The following is a 22220-nucleotide window of genomic DNA, read 5'->3' as shown; positions in this document are numbered from 1 at the left end:
TATGGCACTTAAATCACTCGAAACTGAACAGCAAATTTCCATACAGGCCCTCATTCGAAGCTGGGAAGGTAAATTAACCTGGGACTTTTTAGTCACAAAAATTGAATCCAGTTTAGGTATTGCCACCACGAGACAAACGCTCGACAAGTACGCTAATATCAAGCACGAATACAAGCAAAAAAAGCAAGTTTTAAGGGGTAAGCCTGTTTCGCCTGATAATAAGGAACTGATTTCTTATTTACAGAAAGACGTGGAATTAGCGCAGAAGGTGATCCAACTCGAAACACAGCTTGCGGTAGCAAGCTCAGAGATTGGCAAACTTCAAGCTTTCATTCAAAAGTTATCCAGCATTGGCAAAACCAACCCAAGTGTCATGGATGTGTTTCAAAAGACCTTACGAGACGTTGAAAGTAGCAATAAGTAAACATCAAACGTAGTATTTAAATGTTTGTACATTTTATTGAATTTTAGTTGGATGAGTTGTCTATGAGTCAATTTGAAATTGATAAAATTAGAAGTTGGACTAACGAAGAGATTAGCTCCCCTTACTTGTTAATTTCCCAGGAAGATTGCACCTTACACTTAGGTTACTATGCTGGTATGGGAACCGCTGATAGCACGCCAATAGAACAATTGCCTCCAATTTATAAGGAAATCATTGGTGCATGGTTAGAATCTGGAGTGTTAAGGCAAGCAGGTGAATCGTTTCCGCTTTACCCAGGAAGTCACTTGTTCAAAAGACTGATCCTAGATTGTTCGTATTGAGTCAATTTTTATCTAAGACCACTGCACACGCCAGATTAAAGGCCGAGGGTGACTAAAGAAAAAAAGAAAAAGCCCCCAAACCTGGGTAATCCTCCCTGAAGCCACACAAGTACAAAAAGCGACTGAAATAAGCAAACAGGACTCGCTCGAAAGTTTACTAGGACCACCAGAGTGCAAGCAGAGCTGAAGCGGCAATTCTCACTTGGCAGGAATCATTTAGATGTGTCTATGGCAAGAGTGCCCTTATGTCACAATCTAAGGCTTCTGCCAACTGATATGCCTTTTCAAGCGTGATGTTTACCTCTCCACGCTCGATTCGACCCATATAACTGCGGTCTATCTCAGTCAATAACGCAACTTTTTCTTGGGAAATACCACGTCGTTTACGCTCTTCCCGTAATTTAGCCCCAAATTGGATTGCTAAGTCTTTCATTTTTCATCTCGTTAAAGAGAAAGACTATCCAAAGTTGCGGCTTATAATGCCACGGATTATAATCCGCATCTTGAAAACAATGCTCTTCTAATGCCTAGTTGGAGCACTAAACAGCCTCTTGCGAGAACGTCATGTCTAAAGTCTCAATCAAAATATGCCCTACTTTGCATACCATTCTCCAGGACGAGAGCTTCAACAATTTTCAAATTAAGAGTTTACGCGATGCTTATCTTGCAGCTTCGACTAGCTGTATAACAGTCAGTAAAACTTACAATTTCATTTATCAACAGGTCCAAAAACTCGTGAAAAAGGGGCTCTTAGATAAAAATGTTGATCCACAGTCGAAGGAAACGACTTATCAAAAGACAACGAACTTTTTCCAAGCGAATTTCATCCTGCAAGGCCCGAAAAAATCTGAATTCGTAGTGGCAACACACGCAACTAAGCAAAAACATAATACTATTATACAATTAGAAGAACGGCTCAAGCAGTCCGAAATCGATTTACTAACAAGCATTGGTGAGTCGGAAGAGTATATGCGCTTATACCAATCCTTCCCTGAAATGAAGGCTCATCTCGAATCACAGTATTTATTGGCTCGCGAAACGAGTTCAAAACTACTTGGTCAAATAAAAGCCATTAAATCAGCTATTACCCATCAGCAAAAGTAACTCAATGCAACTTAGACAATGGCAATCTGAGTGCGTCAAACGCGCTCTAAGGCACTTTTATGGTGCTCACAAACATTTCCTTTGCTTAGCAACACCTGGTGCAGGCAAATCAATTATGGCCGCCGAAGTTGCTGCGAGACTATTTGAGGATGGTCTAATCGATTTTGTGTTGTGCTTCTCTCCATCAGTGAATATCTCTCAAGGGATGAAACAGACATTTTCCAATCGTCTGGAGTGCAGATTTGATGGCGTGATAGGTTCAGTTGGTTGCTCTTATACTTACCAAGGAATGTTGGCTTTTAAAGAGGATTTTTGGCAATTATTGAGAAAAAATCGAGTCCTCGTCATCTTTGATGAGATCCATCATTGTGCAGGGAGCTCTCTTGAAGATGCAAACGTATGGGGGGAAGAAATCCTACTCAACATACAGACCCAAGCGCAGTACACCCTAGCGTTAACGGGCACGCCTTGGCGCTCGGACCAAGCACCGATTGTTTTATCTCGATACACGGATCCAGATAACCTAATTCAATGTGACTATGTTTATGGCCTTAAGGAAGCAGTTGCCGATGGTGTATGCCGCAGCCCTCACATTGTACTAATTGATAACGACAAAATTTTAGTTACAGACGAAGAAAACGAAACAAAGACTTATGGCTCTTTGGATGAGTTATTGAAAAGCTCATCAATCCCTTATCAGTCGATCATCGAGAATCATGAGGCGATTCAACATATCTTAGCGTTAGCAACAAACAAGTTAAGAGCCATAAAACAGTCCAACCCTAATGCCGCCGGACTTATTGTCGCATCATCTGTATCTCACGCTGCGGATATCTTGAAGACACTCAAAACAGAGTTTAATGAAACAGCTCAGATAGTTACCTACAAAGAGGATGATCCATCTGCCAAGATTAATGAATTCAGAAACAGCACAACTAACTGGATCGTGAGTGTAGGCATGATAAGTGAGGGAACTGATATCCCTCGCCTGCAGGTTTGTTGCCACCTTAGTCGAGTAAAAACTGAGCTTTACTTTAGACAGGTTTTAGGTCGTATTTTACGCACTAATGATTCGCTTAATCAGCAAGCTTGGCTATACACCTTTGCTGAACCAAAACTTGTAGAATTTGCCAGTCGTATAGCTGAAGAAATACCGGATATCCCAGTGATATTTAGCGAGCCCATTGAGATTAAGATCAAACAAGAGTTGCCCCAACCATATGATATGACAGTGAAAACGATGCCACCTACTAACAGCAACATTCTCAATATTGGCAGGCTGTCAATCGATACACAGACACCATCGTATTCTATAGAGCTTTCATCGCGGCATATTTTAGGTACACCAACATCATTATCATTTGAACTTTTAGGTGGTTTTAGAGAAAAAGTTGTCTCAACTTTTAACTCACCTTTTTAAAGCCAATCCTCTGAATTGTGGTGCCACCACTTTCCTCAACACTTTGAGCTTTATGGTGGCACCATAAAGTTCAAAGTGATTCACAACTAGAAAGCTTTTGGGCATAAATGAGCTAGAGCTTTTGCTCTATCTCCAATCGATTAGATTAGGAAAAGTATAGTGGTTCAGTTCAGCTTTTAATCCGAGAAGCAATTAATGTCGCTTTAGCAGTTGCTCAATGTGAGTGGCAATACAGCTAATCGATTCACTGACAGCATCTATAACAAAGTCAAAAGCTCTTCCATAGCCGACGCTCAAGCTGGCGGTATCAAACCCAAGATCTTGCAGAGTATCGATACACTTCTTAACTGCATCATGGGCATCAGCGATCCTAAGGTCGTTATTCAAGAACAGCGCCTCTAGTGTGGCATTGCGTTTTTTCCAACCTTCGGGTTCGTTTTCTGATGTAAAGCAATCAATAGTTTCATGCTGTTCGTTCAAAAATTCGAGTATGTTTAAAAGACTTTGAATCAACTTTAAACTTCCTAGATTCTTCACGTCAGCGCTTGGACAACCGGCATGGCGAAGAAGTGACTTGAGAAAACCATTTGGGATTTTTTGGAGAATCTCATGAAGACTCTTACAACGAGCCAAGAATACCTGTTGTGTCATGTCTAGTGGCGCGACCTGAGCTAGTCGTACAAGAGACGGGTAATGCAACCATCCATTCGCATCAACTTCTTGTTGACTAAAACCTGTTAGGTCTTCAGGTGCATAAAGTTGCCCAGTAGCCTCTCCTAGCGCTGACAACCCTTCTCCTAAACGTATAAGGCCTTCTAGAAGTCTTTGTACCTTTATTGCAATATGCTCTTCGTCTAGATTTAATTGTTCAACAACTTCTGGCTTTACCTCATAATTATTCGCGTGAACAATTTCTCTATCAGGCTTGGCTTTATATAGTTCACGAATGGGTACTCGGATTAAGTTTCTCCCAACTCGTTGGCATTCTGTAAAACTCCACTGCCCTTTATATGAAGGTGAACTCCACCATTGTCCATAGATGTTTATGGGTGTGGTGTCATAGAAGTTACTTTGCTCATATTTTTCGAGGAAGCGATCATCCAAGTAGATATTGTAGTTAGCCATAAGTGCATTTGCCCTAGCATGTGTCATAGGCTCTTTGTCATCAGCCCAGAGCAAGGTTTCTGCATCTTGCTCCAAACACAGTTCAGGTAAAACGGCTTCAACCGAAGCCCAGAGCTGAAGGAGAATCCCGCCTTTGTGTTCTCGGAGATCTAACTCATACCATTCAGGGCCTTCATCTGGTTTTAATACAACATGAGAATTACCATTCAATGATTTTCGCAATTCTGGAGTATCTTCTAATTGAGCTTCATAGAAGAAAACCCGCACTCCTTTAGCACCACGAAGCCACAAATAACGGCGGAGATATTCATTGGACATTTTCCAGCATACATTGCGCTTCAAGTGACCTTGATATTCGCTTGATACTTCCCCCTCCGCGACGTCAAATTCTGGTAGGTTTAGGGCGTCATATATGAGTCGCTGTTCATCATTACCGATGCAGCGAGGTGTGAGACCAAGAGTCATCCAAACCTTTTCAGCGAGGCTAAAAGTGTAAAAGGAAGTGTCTCCCCAAGCCGCAACTATGTAATCATATCCAGAGATTGAAGGACTGAATTGAGCAGATACTGCCTTTTTTTCACCAAAGGGGACAGAGAAAGCTACAACGCCGTCACCTGCCTCTTTCAAGACTTCAATTGGGCCATCGTTACCCTCAGGAACAACAGCCATCTGAAGGTGCAAATGTTCTGCATGTTGTCCATAAAGATCAGTCTCCTGCATGCAAGCGACCTCAACACGTAAATCAGGAGATAGGCCTACAGGCTTCAGTAACTCTTTTAGTCTATGTGGCAAAATGGATTCCGACAGAGGGAACGATTCAAGATAATTAAAATTCATGGTTATCAATCCGATTTTGATTACTCATATGTGCACGGCTAGATCTGTAATCAGGACACTAATTGCAACAGCCTCTAAGTATGTGCATAGTGGAATGGTATCTTTTAGGCATCATAAGCCCTGTATGAGGATTGTTTCAATGGATGTTTGTTGTCTTGGTAGTCTTATCAATTTTTTTACAATGCCCTCTAGAACGGAAGACTTTCCAGAGTGGGTATCTCGGAAAGATGTCGTAGACTTTTTAGTTAATGATGCAAGTGACGATGACATCATTCTTCATGCATCAGCCAAGACCATGCTCCTGAATACTGTTCTTGTGCCTAAAAATGAACTGTTTGAAACAGATCCTCATGAGATGACTTCTTGGGATTACAACAATACGGGATGGTCAGTTTGTAGCGGTGGCGGTCGTGAAAAACCGTGGGTCGAACCACCACTAGAAGATTGTAAACCTAATGTTCTGAGCAAAGGTGAGCCTCTCATATTTAAGCGTTCTTTTCACGGTGTAAGAGGGCGCGAGAACTACATAGAGATCTCTGAAAAGTTCTTGCAAGTGATAGATTTGCACTACATGCATGAACTGAATTCTTGGTGCAAACTTGATAAAAATGGTGATATCGACGAAATCATCAAAATTCATGAGTTGGAGCAAGAAGGGGAAGAGTACGGCACTGTAGTTTCGATTAGATTCAGCGCATTAGCAGAGTACTGCTATCTAACCGAAACAGCAGTAGTAAGGTTATTTGATGTTGATAGAATTGACTACGCAAATTTTACTAGTTGGGGCTCGTCACCAGAAGAAGTCGTGGCTGAACAAGGTGTCTTTGGTAAACGCAAAGTCATCTCTAATGCTAGCTATTTCAGAGGCGTTCAAGCATTTGCGCCGAGACATGAAGATAAGGAGGATGACACGCCAGAAGAACAGCTGTATGCCACTTTCATTGCTCAAGATTGGAAGAACAAGCGTGTTGAAGAGATATCGTGTGCGCCATCCGCTATTGATAATTACTTTACAGACTCAGATAAAGCCTTTGAATTAAGTCCGGCATTCTTCAATGCTGAAGTTATTCTCAAATACAAGTCCGACACTGATAAATACACCTTAGAGGAAAGATCAATAACATCTAGAGCTGGTTGGTATTTAAAGAGCTACGACATTAATGAAGCTGGTCAAATCCATACTTATCTAGGCGATCTACAGAAACTGCCATACTCAGAACAATTGCACTGGAAGCAATATAATGAGAAGCCTAAAGCTCCTATTTCAGAGAGATCTTTAGAAACAGACTTTAAGGGAAATTGGTTTAAAGTTTGTAACCCAGTTGAAGATCTCAAACGAAAATTGGATGAGCTTGATTCCAAAGGTACAACTTGGTGGAGAATGAAAAACCGTGTTGTGAAGCAATCACTCCACTCTGTTTATTCAAAGTCTGTCGATGAGTGGAAAGAGGAGATTTTGAGGTTGGATCAGGTATTAGTCGAAGGCCTAGTCAAGAAACAATTGAAAACTAAAGCGAAGACGCTAGGTCAAAATCCACTGGATAAAGATAGAGAATTGAAACTAGTTGAATTGTGTCTCTTGGGGTGTGGTTTTGATGCAGAACATGCACGCAGCGTCCTTACTCCTTGGCATGATGCTCATAATCTGAGAAGCTTCCTCAAAGGACATATTTCAGGACAAACCGCTGAGCAAATCAGACTAGATGCTATCAAGGACTTTGGTTCACTTAGAAACCACTTCAATGACCTCTGCGAAAGATGCCATGAATCACTCTGTGTCATCTTCAATGCTTTAGAAGAGCATCAGCAAGACAAAACAGGTACTCAAAATATTTGAAGGTAGAGCTATTCACATGAGCCTAGCAAATCTAATCCCGAACTTGAGTGGCTGAAACTCATTTAGGGGCAACAGTGAGTTACATTGGGAAGTGTTCATTTTCATATGATTCAACTAATGAAATCCATTTTTCAAGCTCGGAACCTTCAGCGGTATTAGGTATTGCATCAAACAATCCTTCAATTTTCTTTAAAGCTGCACGATACTCATCATCAGAACTCAGAGGCGTCTCTTCGCAATAAGTAATAATCTCATTCCCGACAGAAGGAGAATCAATCCTTGCCGCTAAGTCATCAGATAGTGGTGCGGTAGCGTCACATTTTGAGAGCAATATATTGATTTTAGTATTCTTCATTATCAATTCCTCTATTCGAATAGTCATAGTTACAGTAGCCACTCTGTAGTATGACTAAAAATTGGGTCTAAGCTATACTGACACGCTTTGAGGCATAAACGTGTTACTCCATCTACTGCCGGATATCAGCACTTTATCTCTGGCAGACATTTCCACTTAGTCGTGTATTGCGGTGTGAGTAGATCACGGCGCATGGCCCATTTTTGCTCGATACCTTGGGCGGCAATGAATAAGGTATCTGTGCCATAACGTTGATTGATGCCATCAAGAGTCTTCATTAACGCTGGTTTAGCTTTTGAAACATTGAATAAATCTAACTGGCCATGCTGGGTGCTAACTAAATCAATCAGACCTACACCGACTTTATAATAACGTACGCCTGCACGGAAAAGTTGAGATGCTGCTTGTGTCATGCCTTGAGTAAGTTCAATGCTGCAATCGGTGGCACAAGCAAAGTGCACTAAGGTCTTAAAGCCTGTTGGGCGTTCATCGTAGGGAGAATTGCTGGCAAACAACAACATTGTTTTACAGCTTGAACCTTGCTTGCGCGCTTTCGCTGCGGCAATCGCCACATGTTTACTTAAGGCTTGCAGTAAATCTTCATACTCGGTAATACGCTCGCCCACACTACGAGTTGAGAATATTTGCTTCTTATCTGCCCTCGCCTCGTCCCACACTTTGCACGCTTGCCCATTGAGTTCACGTACAGTGCGTTCTATTTCAATACTAAATTGCTTCCGAGCTAAACCTGCAGGGATTTTTGCTAAGTCATAGGCGGTCTTGACGTTCATCAATTCAAGTTTTTTGCTTATCCTGCGCCCAATACCCCAGACATCATTCACATTCATTGATTGTAAAATTGAAATCCTGTCTTGTTCATTATCAATAACACACACACCATGATAGCCAGGTAACTTCTTTGCCGCGTGATTGGCCGCTTTAGCCAGTGTGAGTGTTGAGCCTATGCCGACACAAACCGGTAAACGTGTTTCTTTCCAAACTGCTTTTCGAATCAACTGGCCTTGGGTTTGTAAGCACTTAATGGCGGGGTAACAATTTTTAAAGGAGAGAAAGCTTTCATCAATCGAATAGACGTGCTGCTCTGGTGCAAATCGGCCAATGATATTCATCATCTTTGCGGATAAATCAGCATAGAGTTCATAGTTACTTGAACAAACAATGACGCCTAATTTCGTACACAGGTCTTTGACCTGAAAGTATGGTGCAAACTTAGGCACACCCCGTTCTTTCGCTTGCTTGTTTGCCGCTACGATGCAGCCGTCATTGTTGCTCAACACAATCATTGGCTTACCACGCCAATCAGGCCTAAATACCTGCTCTGCAGAGCAATAAAATGAGTTAGCATCAACTAAGGCATACATAGTTGTGACACCAATATAGAGCAATGGGTGTGCAGCCTCACAGACCGAGTTACAACCCCTTCTATACGGAAGTCATCGTAATCTTTAACCTCAACGGCTTGCTGTTGTTCATTAGACGATAAAAGCAATTTTCGGGTTTTGTCGTAGATTTTACATACAAACTCACCGTTCAGAGTTGCAACGATAACGTCACCTTGTTGCGCTGTAACATGCCTATCCACAATGAGTACGTCACCATCAAAGATGCCAACCCCTTGCATTGATTCCCCTTGCGCTAAACCTATATAAGTAGCGCTCGGATGTTGCACTAATAGCTCATCGAGACTTAAACCCAGTTGTGTGTATTCGGCTGCTGGGTTTTCAAAGCCGTGAACTCCAGCACGAGCAGGAACAGGTATAAAAGGGTAAACACGCATAGCGCCACCATTACTGTATATAAATACAGTCATTATAGCGCTAGCGAAGTTGTTAGCAAACTTTAGATGATTTACTTATCAGTTATCTGATTTGAACTGATAAAGATTGCAGTGAACCCTAGTCAACCTTTTGGCCTACTACAATCAAACTGTCTGTATATGAGTACCCATAAGCAAATGGGTATGCATTTTTACCTAACAAGGATGAGTAAACCTCGGAGTGGTACTTTCCTGAAGTGATTGGCACTATTTCTTTAAGCATGTATCCAGCATTTGTTAACTCAGTTAGAGCAAGCTCCAAATCACTAGATAAACGTTCACTATCGACTTCACAGTCAGAATATTGAGTGATCTTGGCGAGTTCCGCGACGACTACTTTCTTGTTTGTCCAAGGGTCGTTTATCTGAGCACTTTTATCTAAGTCTTTATAAACAGGATGGTCCCCTTCTGGCCCCATTTTTTTGAAAAATGCTTTTACGTGTAAAACCTTATGCTCCATAGGTACGCCCTTACAATACATCTATTATCGATAAATTTGACCCAGCAAACCTAGTTAACAGCATGCACATAGTCAATAACAATCAAAATTTATTCGCTGGCATTAAGAATGAATTGCTATAGGTAATTGTTCTGGATGGTGTAGCAATGGCTCAAGCTGAATGCTATCGAATTTGTACCAGAAGTCGATATCTGATGGTGCAATCAATAGCGGCATTCGGTTGTGATATTGGCTGCATTGTGCTGTTGACGCAGTGGTGAGGGTAACCAGTTGGGCACCATCATTGGACGGGAATAAGATCCCCGCCATATACAATGGCTGTTCCTCTGCATGACTAAACAAGTATTTTTGCTTTCGCTTACCACCTTCGTCACGCCACTCATACCATCCAGAACATGGAACAACACAGCGATGGTGCGCAAACGCATTAGCGAAGGTTTTCTTTTCTCTTACGGTTTCAACTTGAGCATTGATTAGCAGAGACTTAGACCAATTAGGTTTAATTCCCCAGGTGCAATGGATTGAAGCCAGTTGATCATTGACCAGCCCTACAACAGTGACTTGTTCTGTAGGCCTTAGGTCTAAATTCGTTTGAGGATTGTATGGAATTCCAAATTGTGCAGATACCCGATCAGCCAATACCAAACCATCAATAGTTAAGCGTCCGCACATCAAGTAAGCTCCAAACCCAAATGATTTATTTATTAAATATCAATTCAGGCGGCTTCTTCAAGTGATTCTCAAAACAAGACACCGAACTCATACCACAAGAAATGTCTATTTCAATAGGGACATTTCCGAGTTATGAGTATTGTGCAATACTGAACTTTTCAGATAACTTTTTCTATGCCAAGAGTGCTTTCAAGTGCTGAATCGCCACTATTTCGCTAGACAACTATGAGAATAGCATCATTAAAGATGCCAATATCTTGCATCGAGTCCCCTAGAACATAAGCTATAAACACTCTACACGAGCAGAAATAGGGATAACACATAGCAATAGACTACTGTTGACATATACAGTCATTGTAATCGAAGAATACTAGCTAGTAAGAGCTATTGAACAACCTCTACATAGCACCATTGGTTCTTCTCTTTATCGAAGGCAATATTGAAGTGCATTGGAGCAGTATTGCCCTGACCAGCACTGAGCAACACAAACTCGGAGATTTCAGATAAGTCATCAATACATTGTGGCTGCATTAGGTAGTATAAAAACATGACAGCATAACCAAAAATAGTTAACGCAACTGTCGTGACGAGGACAAATACAGGTCTGAATTTCATCGCTTAGCCTTCCCTAGCCTGCTGAGATAACAACACCATTATCAATATGACGATAGCAAAGTTCTACCTGAGTGCAAGTAAGACTAGTGTAAAAAGCCACTGTTAATTTCTAGAAGGATTACCCTTTATAGTCAACAGCGGCCAGACGGAACAATCTGGGATTTCCGACGAAAATTCCAACATAGTTTTGAATATGTCCTTTGGTGATTTGATTAATCTTAAAAGAAAAAAACGCCCCGAATATCCGGAAAAGTAGCTCTAAAGCTACTTTTAGAGGCTTTGTCGAATCACTCTGTCCTAGAATGATCCATTGGCTCATTTTGGGACAAAACCTTGTTAGATATTTTACTCTAAGCCGTTGGTTTCGGATTAATATTTCTATGGATTAACACCCGCCTAAAGGCTGCACGCATAATACTAAACTCAAACACAACAACCGCGGTTCAATGGGATAGGAAAAGCCAAGCGTTGACAGTCCCTATTGAGCCGTTTGTTAACTGCGTTTTACAGTGTGTCTATATGGAAACTCAATACGTGTGGAGCTATCAATGGCTATGTTTGATTGTATTGCAATGTATCGCTTTGGAATCATCATTTCGATAGATAATTTATTGAGCAACTCTTCATAAGTTAAAGAGTCATGCATCATCTGACCATTGATCAAGTAGCGCTCAAATCCAGTTTCTCCCCGCAGTATGTTCTCACCATCAAAATGCACACTGTTAACGACTACATTCGCAGATCCTGTTGCTAGAACAGCGCCCAATTCAACAGAGGCATCTGTTATAGGTTTTCCTGGTATGACATAAAAACTATTGTGAAATGGTAAAAGCAACTCAGATATAAAATCAAAAGCAGGTTTATAATCAGGGTATTGTTGAAGTTCAAATAGCTGATTGAACATCGCCACTTTAAACGAATCTCTGAAATCTCCTTTAGAATTAAAGAAAACCTCGAATAACATGCCCTCGATTATACAAATTTTCTTATCTAAAGATGCTCGCGAAAGATTGCTACGAAAATCTCGAATAAAACTCACAGCATTACTAGAATCTCCACATGCAGATTGATAAATATTTCGCCCCAAAACAAACAGGGAGCTATCATCTGCAGAATTAACTAACTGCACTGATATTTTAGAAATAGCAGGGTTTTGGCTATACCAGTTATGAACTCTCAACTCACTAATAATTCTGTGACATTGATTGGTCATATCAAGCGTAAAAAGTTCATCGCGTATTGCTAGGTTCGTATATTTGTCGATCCGGTTACCTAAACTTAAGTTAAAGTAAAAATCACCAGTTAAAGATGTGTGCTCCCAAGATGTTTGCTTACCGTCAGTCAGTACAGAAAGGGAGTTCCTCACTTTTTTGAAGACATCTTCAATAGTAATATCTGGCTTGCTGATATGTTTTAATAAAGCGTCAGTGTACGCACCATTATCACCTAATCCATCCGATGCTTTTTCACCTGGGGAGGTAGAATATGCTATTAGAGTACCTTTAGGTGCAAACATCGGTGCTAAATTACTAGCTAAGATTGAGCGACTCCAACTTCTTTCATATGGATTATTTCGACATGCATCCAATATTATGATGTTAGTTTTATTCGAGCACGAGTCCATAGTATCTATGAGTCTGTTTAGCGGATACGAGGTCCATTTCGCAGCCGGTTCATCATCAAATTGGGTATCAATACAAGTGATGTAGTTCTCACCATCAATCTGCATACCATGACCTGCAAAATAGAATAGTCCTACGTCATTCCCATTCAATCCGTCACGAAATGATGAAATTGCTCTGTCTAGCTCAAGGTTAGTGCAATCTGTTTTTTTTATAACTGTAAAACCCAGATCTAATAAAACTTGTGATATATCATTTGCATCATTCACTGCATTTTTTAACTTTGCACCATCATCAGGGTAATTTCCATTACCAACAACGAGTGAAACCATTCTTCTGTTCATATTTTCTCTTTACCCAGAAAAGGAAAAATCCGGCCATCCATTTTAGATCAACAACATAGTGCACTTTCGGTTTATCTAAAGCTTGTCCGAGTTAAAATGGCATAAATAAGAACCATAAACAGTCATAAGAGCTGCATCTGAGGCAATAGTGGCACATGAACCAGACTAGGCAAGTCTGATTCATTGAATCACTCTGGTGCAGAATGATTCACAAGCTCATTTTTGGACATACATTACTTACAAAGATATTTAATTGAGAAAAAGATTGTCAGGATCGCTACCTTCTATTGCTTCAGTCAGTTGAGACGTATCCAGTGCAGTCAGTTCCAGTCCAGCATCAACAGGTTCAATAGACTCAGTAAAAGTAGAAACGTCCATCAAATTCATGTCATCTGTATCGGAGTTTTCAAGTGTTCTTGTGATAATCGTTGCCTCTGTATATAAAGCTAGCTGATCGGTGTCTGATTGTTCTATTATTTTGCTTTCTAAAGTCGACATAAAAATACCTTTAACATTGAATTCTGATGTCACTACGTGTACCGAAGGTAATATGCCTCTATTTTCTGAACCATCTTTCAGAAATAAATCGTTATCCGCTGACTCATGAGTGTTTGTCTGCATTGTAACGTCCCGTAAAGACATCACATCAGTGTCAGTTGACTCAATGCTGAATGTCTTTAATGTTGATTCTGTTGGGATCAACGGTAAAATTTTGACTTGCTCACTGTATTGCATCACATAGGGTTTCATTGTTATTTCTCTTTAGTTATTGCTAATACTATTCTACTTTTAATATCGCAGTTAGACAGCTTCTGAGTTTCAATATGTTTTACATTGAATTCTACAAGTACTTTACTTAATGCTAAAGCATCGGACTCATTGCAAGCTATTAACCTATATTCTTGTCCCTGTTCGTATGCACCAACCAAGCTAGAAAGGTCTTTTGCATCGATAATACCTTGTCTATTCAATAGAATCATATTTTCTGCATAAATACTAGCATTTGATTTTTTCTTTAAGTCTTCTTTTGGTATTAAGGAGATTGCAATTAGTAATATAATGGTTAGTATAAGACTCTTCCAAAAATAATTCTGAATATTAAGAACTATAGTTGTTTGATGCCGACTGTACTCCGCTTTAGATTTTGAAGTTTGGAAAATAATACGGATAAATTTTTTATTTGTAGCACTATTCATAATGTCACTGAAACTGGGAGATATATAGCTCTTTACTGATAGGTAATGTCGAATCAGCATTCCTAGCCCAAATAAGTACATCATCAAAATCCCACTAAACAAGCATATAAATGCAGATAGGATTGTAATAGTGTTGATATCTAAAGTGGTGATTACAGATTTCAAACTAAAAATATAAAAACTAGCTATGATAGACAACACGGTCAGATAAGTGTTCACTTTACTGTTAGATGTATCTATTGAACGTTCACTTTCACTTATTCTGTTCTGAAGAAACTCTTTGTAGATCGAGTTTTTCTCCGAGTTATTTAATTTAAGCCGAAATTCGTCAAATTTATAACCGTCGACATCCCAATTTTTAGTATCGTAATGCTTAATAACGTCCGATAATCTTAATTTTTTGTAAAAAAATAATTTACCATCATAAAACGTAATAAAATACCAATTCTGATCCCCCAAAAGTAAACAAACCAATGAAAATCGCAGCTTCCCATTTTTGTTCATAGTTCCAAAATTGCTATCTACTGAAACATTGAAAATTGGCAATAAGTTAAGTAAGAAGCACAATCCATATACAAAACTATTCCTCTCACGCCAAGTACTTTGAGACATTGTCATTACCTACTTGAAATAATAGCTGTTTGGCTATGACCGGACAAATATTCGACTATCGAGAGTGATATGTCTAGTTGGAGTTCAAACTCCAACCATCCCCATTGGCCATTAGCATTCATTTCTAAAAAATAATACTGTTCATCCTTGACAATAAAATCGAAACATCCAAATTGCATGCCTACGATATTCATAAAATTACGACATTGTGCTGAGATATTTTCTGGTAGAGAGTAAGTTGAATATGTGTTAATTGTATCAGGTTTACGCCAGTCTATGTAATTGTCAGAATCAATTCTAACTGTGAATTCAGTATCACCAACGTACGTTACTCTTAACTCGTAATCTTTATCTTGATAATGTTGTAAATAGACGGGTGAGTATTTTAGGGACTCCGAAGATACGCTACTATCGATCATGTTTGTTTGTACAAATTCTTTGATTTTATTATTATGAATAACTTCGCCGACTGCAACTGGCTTAACTATGGACTTTGTTGTCGCTATGAAATTAGCTAATACGGCTACATCATTAGTTATAGACATCTGAGGCAAGTTAAAGCCTACTCGCTTCGCTAACATAGCCTGAAACGCTTTGTTATTAGCTCTACGCATGATTGACGGTTTAGTTAAGACTCTACCTTCAAATATTTCAGCGATTCCCTCCACAACTGAATAGGATTCTTTGTGGACAAAATCATGATAAGGAACATCAAGTACTGAGGTTAAATCTTCTAGTTGTGGCTTTCTAAAGTAGATGGAAAGGCATGTTTTGCTAGTGATTAAGCTTCCATTACGCTCAATACTGAAGCCATCATTGGTGACAGAAACAGAGTATGATGAAAATTCATCAACATTGAAGCGGAAAAAATGACATTGAGGGAATTTTTTAATGATGTAATCTACAGTTTTATCTATGACGCTAGTGATCACTAGAATTTGATTTTTTTTGATGTCCATAATGTAAAGAATACCTACTTAGCATGCAGTTTTAAAAGCGAAAATAAACAAAGAGATCCATAATTAAAGCAAGAGCTACTTCACCCCATCCTCGACTCTACCACCATAGACTGCGATGCGTAACAGTCTGATTTTATTGAAACAAGAATAACAGTGCCGCATATTTACTACAATCTACAATTGCTATAAATGGATCCCTCATAGGGTTATGGAACTTCGATTTAGCTCTCATTTAAACGAATAAACCATAGAATCAATCGCTAAAGGCTAACAGTACTCTAATTGATGCTTTATCAATAGATTTCTTGTGGCAAATTCCGATGTCACAAAAATAACTGGGCAATTGTACTAACGAGGAATGGGGCAGGAATGAGCCAGCGATGAACCCACCGACTCGAATCTGGACATAAACGAGTCAGTAATTTTGCTAAATTAGCAATTGATTAATTAGCGCGACTTAGGTATTTCAATATAGCTGTAATCGCATTGATGCTAACCTACAGCTGAAGAACCTCTATAAAATCGGGAGTTATTCCATTCGGCTGAAGCTTACTGAAAATCTTATTAGTAAGTGAAGCGAGAATGAGCGAGAGAGCCCATATATGTAATAGCGTCGTCGTTTGAGGGGGGATCACCCAAATTATCTTACTAATAATAAACGTGAGCTCTAGCCTGAATCTCTACTTTTCCATTTTCATCTCTAAAATCGAATTCAAAGGCATTTCTTAAGTGTTCGTGTAATGAGCCCTTACCTTTACTTGTCGGTGAGTATAGTGTGGCTAGGGGCAGGGATGCTTTGGTATCGTAAGTGAAGTAAGAACCCAACGCTGTCCCAGTAAAAACCAAGTATTTGTTTATTCTATTCAGGTCAGTTCTGGTTTTCTCTCTAGCCCACGCTTCCCAGTCCTTATTGGTGATGACCAGTATTTTGTTTTCGTCATAGTCGGATGGTTTTAATGTCTCTAGTGGGCTGCCATTTTTGGTTATTTGCTCGATTGCCATGTCGTTATGAATTCTTTCAATAACACTTCTTGCGTTAAATGAATAGTGAACATCATTATTGTCTAGAAAGACTGATCTTCTTTCAGTAGGCATTGTAAATACGATAGGATCTTGCTTGGATGATGTAAGGGATACGCAATCAAATAAAGGAATTCGTGTTAACGTATTCTCAGGACAAGCTGCAACCGAACCCATATATCTGTTTTTTATGTCATCGCTTAGAGGTTGAGTAGCTATGATATTTTTAAGCTGTATTGCAAGGTATTTTTCGATTTCATCAAAGATAAGTATCGTGGCTTTATGAAAATCTTTCACTTCATGGATAATGTTGAAGTGGCGACAAAGTGTATGAGAGTAATCAAACGATTTGGCAAAATACTGAACGTGGTGCATGGTTGACTGTATTTTTTTAATGTTTTTAATTGTGTGCTCACATAGGCTAAGAGAGGCAATCATTTTGTTCACGCCATCGCGTAACCTTTTCTCTGGATTTTGGATTCTCCAGCAATAAAGAGCATACATGACCAAGATGGGTACAGCTCTTTGGTAAGAGCAGTTAAGCTCTTCAGAATGAATAGAGCTAAATCCATGAGTTTTACCAAGCTGCTCGATGGTTGAGCTTAATGAGCATGGCAATATGTTAAAACCTAGACGACTAGCTTGTGAACTGGCTGGGCTGAAAGTTTCAAAGCATTTAATCATGTGTCCCCACAAACTCTCTTTGGCAAGAGCTCTTATGGCGTATTGAGCCGTGTTTCTAGAAGCGATTGCTCCCTTTGACTTCATTATTTCTGTAATCATCTCTTGTTTGTATTCTAATGCAGCTTTTGTGATTTTTTCATATTGAGCTATTGATGTTGAACTCTTAAGGGCATCATGACTGGATTTATTTACTAGCGAGATGAAATTACCTACATAAGCTTCGGGGTCACTAGTTATTTGTTCTTCATGTTCTTTGATTAAGCTCTTAATTTCTTCGTAGTTATCACCATTATAAGAGCCAAAAAGCGTTAAGAGATTGTGTAAGTCACTACAGAAGCAGCTCTCGAAACCAATAAAATTACGATATCGTTCAATAATTTCAGGAACTAACTCTGGTTTTTCTCTCACAGCAAAATCTATTAGATTGCGGATAATCCTATCAATGAAGTTAATTGTTTGTGGGTTTTGGATGTCCCACAAGTTCACGCTAATAAGAAAATCAGCTCTCATCAACCAATAGTGACCTGAGTCGAGCTCCTTGATGCTTTCTTCATAAAACTCCCCACTATACATTTCGAAGACATCATAATTCTTTATTTTCCTGTCGAAGAACAAAAATAGGTGCTTAGCGTAGTTTCGCTGTAGAGACACGTAAGCTCTTCTGTTAGCGCCTTTTCTTGCCGATGTGAGCGCAACAGCCAAGCCATCGAGTAAGTTTTTTATGGTTTCGTCATTGATGAGGCTTGTTTGGTTCTCGTATGCTTCCTCTATTATCGTAAAAAGTCGATTTTCAATGGACTCATCGGTAAACATTGTTGTGTTCTCGATGTTGTAACAAGTTATCTGGATTAATAATTCTACTTCTTGGGCATGGTTTGAGTTTTTAGAGTCTGATTCTGTTAATTTATTAATTAAATGATTAGTAACCAAGTTGTCTGAGCGAGTTGCTTGAAAGACTGTTTTTATGAACAGGAACTCTTTGACTAGCAATGTGCTGGTTATGAGAGCAAAGAGTAATTCGAAGAATAAAACCCACCCGTTTGATAAAGTCTGTTCGTTTACCGATGAAACAAAAATTGAGAACAGTATTAAAGCTATCAAGGTAGCAATGAGCTCTCTGAATAGATAGTGAACTTTAAAGCCCATTATGTGCTCAATTGAGTCCATGTAGTACGCGGAGCCATAGCGACTCTTCACACGGTTTAATACCTCAAGTGCGATAGGCATAGTAAAAGCAGAAAAAGCGGTGAGAATAGCTATTAGATGCGTCGTTATACTCAGTCTGTCCATTCATTGTCCCGCTAGGGTTATCGGTATTTAACTGTTTGTTATTTTGCTGCTTTTCTTTGATTTAGGGAAGTGTTCGATAAATGTTTTGAGCTCTTCAGCCGCTTCGTTCATTGAGTCGGTTCCTGAATTTAAGTCTGAAGTGTGTAAACAATGGGGGCAGGTCTTGACTCTTGCCTTATAAGTTAGCTTTTCTAATCCAAATCTTGATTATTAGAATATGTATAAATTCTTGCTCTAACACGAAAAGGGGCAGAAGCTTGTTGGAGTAAACCGCCAAGACACCCTAATCTAACTAAAAGGTATCTAGAAAATCAGTGGCTATAGACAGCCAAACCATGCCTTGCTAGTCTTTTAAATTAAAAAGTTAGATTGAGCATTGGGTTCATTTGTTATTGTTTTTTGTAAAGTATATCAGGCTATATTTTCTATGATTTCGAGTCAAAAAAAGACTACCTATACAAAAATTAAAATATTTGTAATGAATTATAAGCATCTGAACTACCTATAGAGCCTGTTATAGCTAGGTACATACTCACTCACCCACCAAAGAGAACGCATTTTTAGTAAATATAAAAGTACTTTAAAGAAAAAATATACCCTGAAGAATAAGCTTCGAATCAACTGAGTGGAGTAAATTGACGTTTCAGTGTTGTTTTCACATTGATTAGACTGGATTTCAAACAAACAAAAAGCCGCAATAGCGGCTTTTTGCTTAACTTGGAACTGGGTTAACTCAAACTTGTATTAGTCGTTAAAACATTGAAACAAAGAACGCACTGAAAAATAAAGCAATAACAACTGTGGTGCCTAAAGCCATTTTAAGTTCGGTGTTCATCATTCACTCTCCTAGTTGGTATGGCTACATTATTATCAACCCAGTGATAAAAACCCATGTTTGTCTCTGTGTTTTGTGAGCGATAGCCAATTTATCGGCAATTTTCTCTTCTAAATCCTGAAAATTCCTCTTACAGACAATCATTTCCCTATCCTAAGCTTTAATCTGGGTCAAGCGCTGTAAAAACAATGGCTGACATTTATCGAGGTCCATCTACGGATTTTTGGTATACTCCACCCCGTAATCTATTTAGAGAGAGGACCTATGTCGCAACTATTACATACTATGATCCGCGTCGGTAACTTAGAACGCAGTATTGCTTTTTATACTGAAGTGCTCGGCATGAAACTACTTCGCACCTCTGAAAATCCAGAGTACAAATATTCTTTAGCTTTCGTGGGTTATGGTGAAGAATCCACAGGCCAAGCCGTGGTTGAACTGACCTATAACTGGGGCACTGACAAATATGATTTAGGCACAGGCTTTGGCCACTTAGCGATTGGCGATGAAGATATCTACGCCCGTTGCGCTGCTATTGCCGCAGCCGGTGGCAAAGTGACTCGTGCTCCAGGTCCTGTCGCAGGTGGTACCACTGAGATTGCGTTTGTTGAAGATCCAGACGGTTATAAAATTGAGTTCATTCAAATGAAATCAGCGACCCAAGGTTTAGGTTAAGTCTTGCCACCTGAGCAAGAAGATTAACTGAGCTAGATTAACTGAGCAGAACAGTTCGCTAAATGAGAAATGCCGAATCTTGATTCGGCATTTTTGTTTTTATAATTTATATCTTGCGTTAGGCACAAAGAAACATAAATCAAGCCAGTGATTTACTGCTCGCGCCATACGTCTAAACCGACTTTATCGAAGCTTTATCTTGTGTCAGCTTTCGCTCGGTTTTGTTCGCCACTTTACGGCTGAAATGACGTTTAAACCAAGGCGTGCGCCACAGCAGCAACACACTAAAACCTACGATATACAGACTCGGCTCGATGATTTCCGATTTTACCGACCAGTAAAAATGGATTGGCGCCAATATCGCGACTAGATACACCCCATAGTGCAAGGTTTGCCAACGACGTCCCATCTTACGCATCAAGGCTTTAAACGAAGTTATCGCCAAAGCGGAAACGATAAGATAAGCCACAGCGCCGACTAAAATATACGGCCGTTTTACCACTTCACTAAACAGTAATTCCCAAGCAAACAACAGATCTAAACTAAAAAAGGCCAAGATATGTAAAGTGGCATAGGCAAACACATATAACCCCACTAAACGGCGGGTCTGCATCAACAGCCCTTGCTTGGTCAACTTGGCAATCGGTGAGATCAGTAAGGTCGCCGCTAGCGCATTTAATGCGCCTATGCCTGTGTAGTGAATAATGTGCTGCACGGGATCGCCACCCGCACGGCCAAGCACCACTGTGAGCACAAGGTAGACGATGGGCACTAAACCCAACAAATGAAATAACGCCTTTAGCCAAAACAAGTGCTTAGCGGTTAATCTCAACATAGTTTGTCCCCGCTTAATAGCGAATCCCCGAACAACAAACCAATCATCAATAGTATTTCCTCAGATCCATGCCGTCATACAGTGAAGCCACAAACTCGCCGTAACCGTTGAACGGCTGGGTATCGATGCGGGTTGCTGAAAACAATCCCCCCTCGCCGATACGACGCTCTGTGGCCTGCGACCAGCGCGGATGATCCACCGCCGGATTAACGTTGGCATAGAATCCATACTCGTGTGAGGCAAGCTGATTCCAGCTGGTCGGCGGTTGTTTATCCATGACGCGAATTCGCACGATTGATTTAATGCTCTTAAAGCCATATTTCCACGGCACCACTAAGCGAATGGGCGCGCCGTTCTGCGGTGGCAGGGTTTTGCCGTACAAACCCACCGACATTAAGGTTAAATCGTTCATTGCTTCGGCTATCGTGAGGCCTTCAACATAAGGATAATGAATACCACCGCCCATTAATCGGCTCTTCTGCCCCGGCATTTGCTCGGGATCAAAAGCGGTTTCGAAGGCGACATACTTGCCCTTACTGGTGACGCCAACCTTTTTTAATAACGCCGCCAGCGGGAACCCCACCCAAGGGATCACCATAGACCAAGCTTCAACGCAGCGCAGGCGATAGTTACGCTCCTCAAGCGGGAAAATTTTAGTCAGATCATTAAAATCTAAGGTCATGGGCCGTTCAACTTCACCTTCGATACGCAGTTGCCAAGGGTCGACTTTAAAGCCTTGGGCATTATTGAAGGGATCTTGCTTATCCGTACCAAATTCGTAGAAATTATTATGCTGCGTCACTTTATCAAACGGGGTTAACACATCGGCGTCACCGTACTGCTTATTGGATTGAAACGTCAGTGGCGTAGTGATAAATGAGGACTTAGGTTGATCGCCAAATAGATCGAATAATCCGGCCTGCACGTAACCTGGCACACTGGCGCCGATAGCACCGAGTCCCATGGCTTTTACAATTTGCCGACGCGAGCGAAATACCGCTTCGGGCGTCACTTGGTTGTCTTGCATGTGCCACTGCGCTTTTTTAAGAATACCTGGGGTAAAACGGGAATGTTTAGCCAATTGACACCTCTACCATCCAATGATTAAAGCTACCGAGTCG

21 protein-coding genes are annotated in these 22220 nt (G+C 40.2%); 6 read left to right on the top strand and 15 right to left on the bottom strand.

The window, feature by feature from the left end; translation table 11 throughout:
- Position 1: 1 nt before the first annotated feature.
- Positions 2–424, top strand: coding sequence for a hypothetical protein (locus tag L5M51_RS02515; RefSeq protein ID WP_263171476.1), 423 nt, complete (start codon positions 2–4; stop codon positions 422–424).
- A gap of 62 nt (positions 425–486) precedes the next feature.
- The gene (locus L5M51_RS02510) at positions 487–765 is read left to right on the top strand and encodes a hypothetical protein (RefSeq protein WP_263171474.1); all 279 of its coding nucleotides are present in this window, start codon (positions 487–489) and stop codon (positions 763–765) included.
- Between the two features lie 226 nt (positions 766–991).
- Here the strand turns inward: L5M51_RS02510 and L5M51_RS02505 are convergent, their stop codons facing one another.
- Entirely contained in the window at positions 992–1198 is a 207-nt protein-coding gene (locus tag L5M51_RS02505) for a helix-turn-helix domain-containing protein (RefSeq protein WP_263171472.1), read from the bottom strand.
- 131 nt (positions 1199–1329) lie between these two features.
- On the opposite strand from L5M51_RS02505, the gene L5M51_RS02500 reads away from it, so the two are divergent.
- On the top strand, positions 1330–1869 hold the full coding sequence (locus L5M51_RS02500) for a response regulator (protein WP_263171470.1): 540 nt from the start codon (positions 1330–1332) through the stop codon (positions 1867–1869).
- Positions 1870–1873: 4 nt separating this feature from the next.
- Positions 1874–3289 carry a DEAD/DEAH box helicase gene (locus L5M51_RS02495; RefSeq protein WP_263171467.1) on the top strand — a complete coding sequence of 472 codons (1416 nt, stop codon included), beginning with the start codon at positions 1874–1876 and terminating at the stop codon, positions 3287–3289.
- A 192-nt stretch (positions 3290–3481) separates the two neighbouring features.
- Here L5M51_RS02495 and L5M51_RS02490 read toward each other — a convergent pair whose 3' ends face one another.
- A complete protein-coding gene (locus L5M51_RS02490; protein ID WP_263171462.1) occupies positions 3482–5251 on the bottom strand; it encodes a hypothetical protein in 1770 nt (589 codons plus the stop codon).
- A 139-nt stretch (positions 5252–5390) separates the two neighbouring features.
- On the opposite strand from L5M51_RS02490, the gene L5M51_RS02485 reads away from it, so the two are divergent.
- Positions 5391–7088, top strand: coding sequence for a hypothetical protein (locus tag L5M51_RS02485; RefSeq protein ID WP_219233620.1), 1698 nt, complete (start codon positions 5391–5393; stop codon positions 7086–7088).
- A 79-nt stretch (positions 7089–7167) separates the two neighbouring features.
- On the opposite strand, the gene L5M51_RS02480 is transcribed toward L5M51_RS02485, so the two are convergent.
- The 11 genes from L5M51_RS02480 to L5M51_RS02430 all read right to left on the bottom strand — a co-directional run bounded on the left by L5M51_RS02480 (position 7168) and on the right by L5M51_RS02430 (position 18754).
- Positions 7168–7443, bottom strand: coding sequence for a transcriptional regulator (locus L5M51_RS02480; protein WP_263171461.1), 276 nt, complete (start codon positions 7441–7443; stop codon positions 7168–7170).
- Between the two features lie 125 nt (positions 7444–7568).
- Positions 7569–8825, bottom strand: coding sequence for a Y-family DNA polymerase (locus tag L5M51_RS02475; RefSeq protein WP_263171458.1), 1257 nt, complete (start codon positions 8823–8825; stop codon positions 7569–7571).
- Entirely contained in the window at positions 8813–9241 is a 429-nt protein-coding gene (locus L5M51_RS02470) for a LexA family protein (RefSeq protein ID WP_219233763.1), read from the bottom strand. The genes L5M51_RS02475 and L5M51_RS02470 overlap by 13 nt, the downstream gene beginning before the upstream one ends.
- 118 nt (positions 9242–9359) lie before the next feature.
- On the bottom strand, positions 9360–9740 hold the full coding sequence (locus L5M51_RS02465) for a hypothetical protein (protein ID WP_219233623.1): 381 nt from the start codon (positions 9738–9740) through the stop codon (positions 9360–9362).
- Between the two features lie 102 nt (positions 9741–9842).
- Positions 9843–10412, bottom strand: a complete 570-nt coding sequence (locus L5M51_RS02460) for an SOS response-associated peptidase (RefSeq protein ID WP_263171456.1) — start codon at positions 10410–10412, stop codon at positions 9843–9845.
- Between the two features lie 384 nt (positions 10413–10796).
- Positions 10797–11027 carry a hypothetical protein gene (locus L5M51_RS02455; RefSeq protein ID WP_219233624.1) on the bottom strand — a complete coding sequence of 77 codons (231 nt, stop codon included), beginning with the start codon at positions 11025–11027 and terminating at the stop codon, positions 10797–10799.
- Positions 11028–11520: 493 nt separating this feature from the next.
- The gene (locus tag L5M51_RS02450; RefSeq protein ID WP_263171453.1) at positions 11521–12993 is read right to left on the bottom strand and encodes a caspase domain-containing protein; all 1473 of its coding nucleotides are present in this window, start codon (positions 12991–12993) and stop codon (positions 11521–11523) included.
- A 249-nt stretch (positions 12994–13242) separates the two neighbouring features.
- Positions 13243–13743: a hypothetical protein gene (locus tag L5M51_RS02445; RefSeq protein WP_219233626.1), complete on the bottom strand. Its 501-nt coding sequence runs from the start codon at positions 13741–13743 to the stop codon at positions 13243–13245.
- 2 nt (positions 13744–13745) lie between these two features.
- Entirely contained in the window at positions 13746–14801 is a 1056-nt protein-coding gene (locus L5M51_RS02440; RefSeq protein WP_263171430.1) for a hypothetical protein, read from the bottom strand.
- Positions 14802–14806: 5 nt separating this feature from the next.
- Positions 14807–15760 (bottom strand): hypothetical protein, encoded by a 954-nt coding sequence (locus L5M51_RS02435; RefSeq protein WP_263171428.1) that lies wholly within the window; start codon positions 15758–15760, stop codon positions 14807–14809.
- 648 nt (positions 15761–16408) lie between these two features.
- Complete coding sequence (locus tag L5M51_RS02430; RefSeq protein ID WP_263171427.1) at positions 16409–18754, bottom strand: hypothetical protein; 2346 nt, start codon at positions 18752–18754, stop codon at positions 16409–16411.
- A 1099-nt stretch (positions 18755–19853) separates the two neighbouring features.
- Between L5M51_RS02430 and gloA the strand changes: the two genes are divergently transcribed.
- Positions 19854–20264: a lactoylglutathione lyase gene (gene gloA / locus L5M51_RS02425; RefSeq protein ID WP_006087315.1), complete on the top strand. Its 411-nt coding sequence runs from the start codon at positions 19854–19856 to the stop codon at positions 20262–20264.
- A gap of 172 nt (positions 20265–20436) precedes the next feature.
- Here the strand turns inward: gloA and msrQ are convergent, their stop codons facing one another.
- Both msrQ and msrP read right to left on the bottom strand, forming a co-directional pair.
- Positions 20437–21099: a protein-methionine-sulfoxide reductase heme-binding subunit MsrQ gene (gene msrQ, locus L5M51_RS02420; RefSeq protein WP_113939639.1), complete on the bottom strand. Its 663-nt coding sequence runs from the start codon at positions 21097–21099 to the stop codon at positions 20437–20439.
- 46 nt (positions 21100–21145) lie between these two features.
- Positions 21146–22180 carry a protein-methionine-sulfoxide reductase catalytic subunit MsrP gene (msrP, locus tag L5M51_RS02415; RefSeq protein WP_168825138.1) on the bottom strand — a complete coding sequence of 345 codons (1035 nt, stop codon included), beginning with the start codon at positions 22178–22180 and terminating at the stop codon, positions 21146–21148.
- Positions 22181–22220: the final 40 nt, after the last annotated feature.

The sequence above is a fragment of the Shewanella sp. SM73 genome, from assembly GCF_025653795.1.
GTDB classification, from domain to species: Bacteria; Pseudomonadota; Gammaproteobacteria; order Enterobacterales; family Shewanellaceae; genus Shewanella; species Shewanella oncorhynchi.
This window is presented reverse-complemented; position numbering and strand designations above follow the sequence as displayed.